This window comes from Planktothricoides sp. SR001, from assembly GCF_001276715.1.
GTDB lineage: Bacteria > Cyanobacteriota > Cyanobacteriia > Cyanobacteriales > Laspinemataceae > Planktothricoides > Planktothricoides raciborskii.
The window spans coordinates 20,154-24,716 of the sequence record NZ_LIUQ01000074.1 but is presented as its reverse complement, the minus strand read 5'-3'; the positions used below and the strand labels follow the sequence as shown (position 1 = coordinate 24,716).

Here is a 4,563-nt window from a genome sequence, read left to right as displayed (position 1 = left end):
AATCCGTAATTTTGAATTATATTATATTTTATATATATAAATAATATTATATATATAATATTATTTTAGTCTAATTTTAGTCGGTTTTAACCGACTTTAGCTATGAGGCGGGGAATTTATTCCCCGACGGATTTTAACCCCCGACGGATTTTAACCCCCGACGGATTTTAACCCCCGACGGATTTTAACCCCGACGGATTTTAACCCCCGACGGATTTTAACCCCCGACGGATTTTAACCCCGACAAATGTTAACCCCCGACGAATGTTCACCTCCGACGGATTTTAACCCCGACAAATGTTAACCCAGGCGGATTTTAATCCCCGACGGATTTTAACACCCGACGAATTTTAAACAACCCGACCGATCGCCCGGTAAACTTCTACCATTTGTTGTTTCCCTTTTAACGGTAAAGACCCCCAAGATTCCACCTCAAATTTACCTTGAACATATTCTAAAGTGGCTTGACCAATGAGAATGCGGCAGTCATCGGGTTGGCGCTGTTTTTCACAACTTTCTAACCGTGAGGCGGTGTTGACGGTATCCCCAATTACTCCATATTCTAGACGATTTTTTCCGCCTAAGCTGCCCACCGTAATTAAGCCGGTAAAAATCCCGACACGCATTTGCACTTTGGGCAATTTTTGCTGTTGCCATTTTTGATTAAGTTTTGTTAAGTTTTCGGCCATTGCTAAGGCACAATTGATGGCATTTTCGGCATCTTGAGCGATTTCTTCATTACTACTACGGGGCACCGGAACTCCAAATACAGCCATAATTCCATCCCCAGTAAATTTGTTAACAATTCCATGATAATCTAAGACCCGATCGCTCATGGCAATCAGATAGGGATTTAACCAGGTCATTAACTCTTCCGGTGATTTAGTTTCCGAGATGGTGCTAAAGTTTTTAATGTCTGTAAATAAGACCGTTGCGGTTAGAGTTTGCCAGGGTAATATGCCCGATTGTAATAAGCGATCGCGGCTATTCCATAAAGCAGAAGCAATTTCTGGTGAGGTTTGTTGCCCTAATAGCTTCATTACCATTTGTTCCTGTTGCCAGACTAATTGCTTTTGATACAATTCGGTTAAAATTGTCGTGACAAAAAACGTGGCCATTGGTGCGGCAACGGGCACCCAAGCCGCTTGTAAAAATAATCCATAACTAATCCCAAAGATACCACCCACAGAGGCGATCGCGCTGCCGACTAAAACCAAGGGTTGCTGAATTCGTCCGGCTAAAATAGCGCCGATAATTGCCCAAACGAATATCCACAATACTTCAGCCCATTCTGACCAAAACCCAAATAAAGGTTCACCATCTAATACGGCACTCAATATCTGGCTAGTCATCTGAGCATGAATCTCAACTCCAGGCATTTTTTGTCCGTAGTTGCCTGCACTATAGGGAGTAAAAAATAAATCTTTGAGACTAGGAGCAGTCACCCCAATAAAAACAATTTTATTTTTTACTAAATTTGGCTCAATTTCCCCGTTTATTACTTCTGTAAAACTAATTGTTTGGGCAACAGTTTTCGACCGATAAGTTAGCAAAAATTGATAACCCCGTGCATCTATGGTTTGATAACCACCAGAGGATTTGCTTAATCTCGGAAAAATCTTTTCACCAAGCTGATATTCTTTATTTTCGGTTAATTTATCGGATATTTGCTGATTTTTTAAATAAATTCGGGCTGCCTGAACAGATAAAGCACTTCCATCAGGCTGAAACATTAATTGACGGCGAACTCGACTATCTGGATCGATCGCCATATCCGCAAAACCAATTTGTGTTCCTGGTAAACTGGGAGGGGCGGAAACGCGATCGCGATCGTTATTACCAATGACTAAAGACCCAATCACATTAGGTTGCTGAAATTGTTGCACCAATTCCTCATATCCCGGTGGGTTAGGAATATCTCGCACCAGGTCTAGAGCGATCGCTGCTGGTTGGTGTTTTTGCAACTCGGCTAAGGCTTTTGCTAATACGCGATCGGATATAGGCCATTGCTGTAAATTGGCAATATCTTGCTCGTTAATTTCTACCACCAAAAGCCTGGGATCGGGTCCTGGGTCGGGACGCAAATTTACCATCAGATCAAATATCATCAATTCAGCAGATTGCCACCCGCCAAAATAGCGAACGAGTAACACCAACCCAGTCACTCCAAGAGAAGCGATCGTTAATTTTAATAAGCTAACCAATGAATGCCCTGATTTTTGGTTGGGTTTTTGAGATATATTTAATAATTTAGAAAGCACGGTTTTTTGCAAATAAATCTTATTGGTATAATTAAATTATATAAATTATCCACAAAAAATTATAACAAATTGTTGATTTACAGCGTTTTTTAGATTAATCAACCACAGACAAATAGATAATAAGGATTGGGAGAGAAAACCCAACCATTTTGGTCTCCCAACCTGTAGGGGCAATTCGTAAATAGCCCCTAGTTTCACGCAATAGAACAGCCCTGTAATCAGTGGATTTTAGATATAGGACTCAAATTATTTGAACCGAATCAATCAAAATTAAACTTGTCCCGTCCCTTGAACAATATGCTTGAGAGTGGTTAAAGTTTCCAGACTGATTAAACCCCGGCGAAGGCCTTTTTGGTTGGACATTCCCAGGAAAATGGCATCACCCTGTTGTTTGTTGTAACGGTAAAATCGCGGGGATGAGTTAATATATACTGAAGCACTGTTAATCCCCGCCGAAAATTGAGAACTTTCTAAATAAGACTCGGTGACGAGGCAATCCGCATGACCGCTACTATATTTGTTGATCCATCGAATCGCGGCTTCCATGTTATTCACCCGTTTAAAGGCAACAGTTTTGCTTAAATAAGATTGATGCCACTCTTCTTCTTGGACAACGGTTAACCCAGGAAATTCTTGATGTAACTCTTCATCGACGCGAATTTCAAAGCCACTTTCTTGCAGGGTATTCCACAGTATCGTTAAAGAAGAGAGTTTTTGATTGCTATGGATTAAAACTTTCTCGATCGCATTCACAGGATCTGGTTCACTTTGATGGCTATCCATAATAATAGAACGGGTCAGATCCAAACTCCCCGTAGGCGACCAATAAAGATAACAATTGCCCATTGCCGATCGCAAAACCGGGGCGGTAGATTGCCGCACAACTTGTTGGACTAAACTCGGTCTTCCATAAGGAATGACTAAATTAATATAGTCATCTTGTTTAACTAAATCACGAATGGTTGCCCCAGAATCCGCTGGGATTAATTCTACAGATCCAGAGGGAAATCCCACCTTTTCTAAAGCCCCACAAATAGCTTGCGCGATCGCCTGATTGGATTGACTTGCTTCAGTCCCACCTCGCAGCAGCAAACTATTACCCGTTTTCATACAAAGTCCAGCGGCGATCGCGGCTAACTCTGGCAAAGTTTCATAGATTAATGCAATCACACCCAGAGGCATTAACTGACAATAAGTTTGAGAATGATCCAACTGATAAGACGCATTCATCACCCGACGCAGAGGGTCAGACAATTCCGACAAGCGATAAAGCGTCTCCACCGTATTATTTAAACGTTCTGGAGTCAGCTTCAACCATTCCAAAATCAAATCAGGAACCGCCATTTCCCGACTGGCTTCTAAATCCAAAGTATTGGCTTCGAGAATATCATCCGTCGCATCATCCAACGCATCAGCAATTGCCCGGACAGCCCTAGAGCGTTCTATCCCTTTAGTGGTTCCTAGAATCAAGGACGCTTCATAGGTGCGTTGAACACTCACCATGAGACTGGACGAAGAAGTTAAAGAATCTTTTGTCATTACGCTAACGCCTATAAGCTAACCACACCATTAAGGCGGGGAAAATTGCCAGCAATACTGCCAGAATCACCCACGGGACAATATTTGCCCCCTGGGGCAATTGCAACGCCAAAGGTAGCCAAATTACCAATAACATTAAGATAACCAAGATTGCTACAGATAGGTAGCTTTCTCGGAAATTATCATCGGTCGTTTGCCAGTGATGGCCATTCCAGCGCCAAGAGCGTTTGTAAGGATAGTGGGTGGGCAGTTGTTCTAGAACATATCCCTGTTCCTCAAGAACAAAGATTTGCTGGCAGGAATTGCAACCAAATGCTTCGGTCAAGGTGATAGGGATTAATCTACCTTGGCGCGGACACGGACAAGGATAGTCCGTGTTGCAGTCAATTTTATGCTCTTTTTTAAATCGCACAATATCTTTCTCAAAACATCTTTCACTATATAATGTGAACCATCGCTGCTTTGGCTAATAGGTTTGAACCGCCAAAAACAACTGAGCCATTAAAGGCTTTGCTCTCAGTTTATGATATTTTTGCTTTTAAAGCGGGTAACGCGATTCGAACGCGCGACATCAACCTTGGCAAGGTTGCGCTCTACCACTGAGCTATACCCGCATTTCCATGACGATTTCTATATTTACAGATTTTTCAGATTTTGTCAACAGTTTGGGAAAAAATTTTTTTCGGGTGTGGGGCCGCCATCGGTGTAGGGTGTGGGGTTTAGGGTGTAGGGTGTAGGGGAAAGAGAGGGTGTAGGGTGTAGG

General features: G+C 42.3%; 3 protein-coding genes and 1 tRNA gene. All 4 read right to left on the bottom strand.

The genetic code is table 11. The features are described 5' to 3' along the window. Positions 1-350: 350 nt before the first annotated feature. The 4 genes from AM228_RS26270 to AM228_RS26255 all read right to left on the bottom strand — a co-directional run bounded on the left by AM228_RS26270 (position 351) and on the right by AM228_RS26255 (position 4,414). The gene (locus AM228_RS26270) at positions 351-2,261 is read right to left on the bottom strand and encodes a CHASE2 domain-containing protein (protein WP_231636954.1); all 1,911 of its coding nucleotides are present in this window, start codon (positions 2,259-2,261) and stop codon (positions 351-353) included. Positions 2,262-2,531: 270 nt separating this feature from the next. Continuing rightward, positions 2,532-3,800 (bottom strand): glutamate-5-semialdehyde dehydrogenase, encoded by a 1,269-nt coding sequence (locus AM228_RS26265; protein ID WP_054469868.1) that lies wholly within the window; start codon positions 3,798-3,800, stop codon positions 2,532-2,534. Between the two features lie 4 nt (positions 3,801-3,804). Beyond that, a complete protein-coding gene (locus AM228_RS26260) occupies positions 3,805-4,212 on the bottom strand; it encodes a hypothetical protein (RefSeq protein ID WP_054469867.1) in 408 nt (135 codons plus the stop codon). A 130-nt stretch (positions 4,213-4,342) separates the two neighbouring features. Then, positions 4,343-4,414 (bottom strand) — tRNA-Gly (locus AM228_RS26255). Positions 4,415-4,563 lie beyond the last annotated feature (149 nt).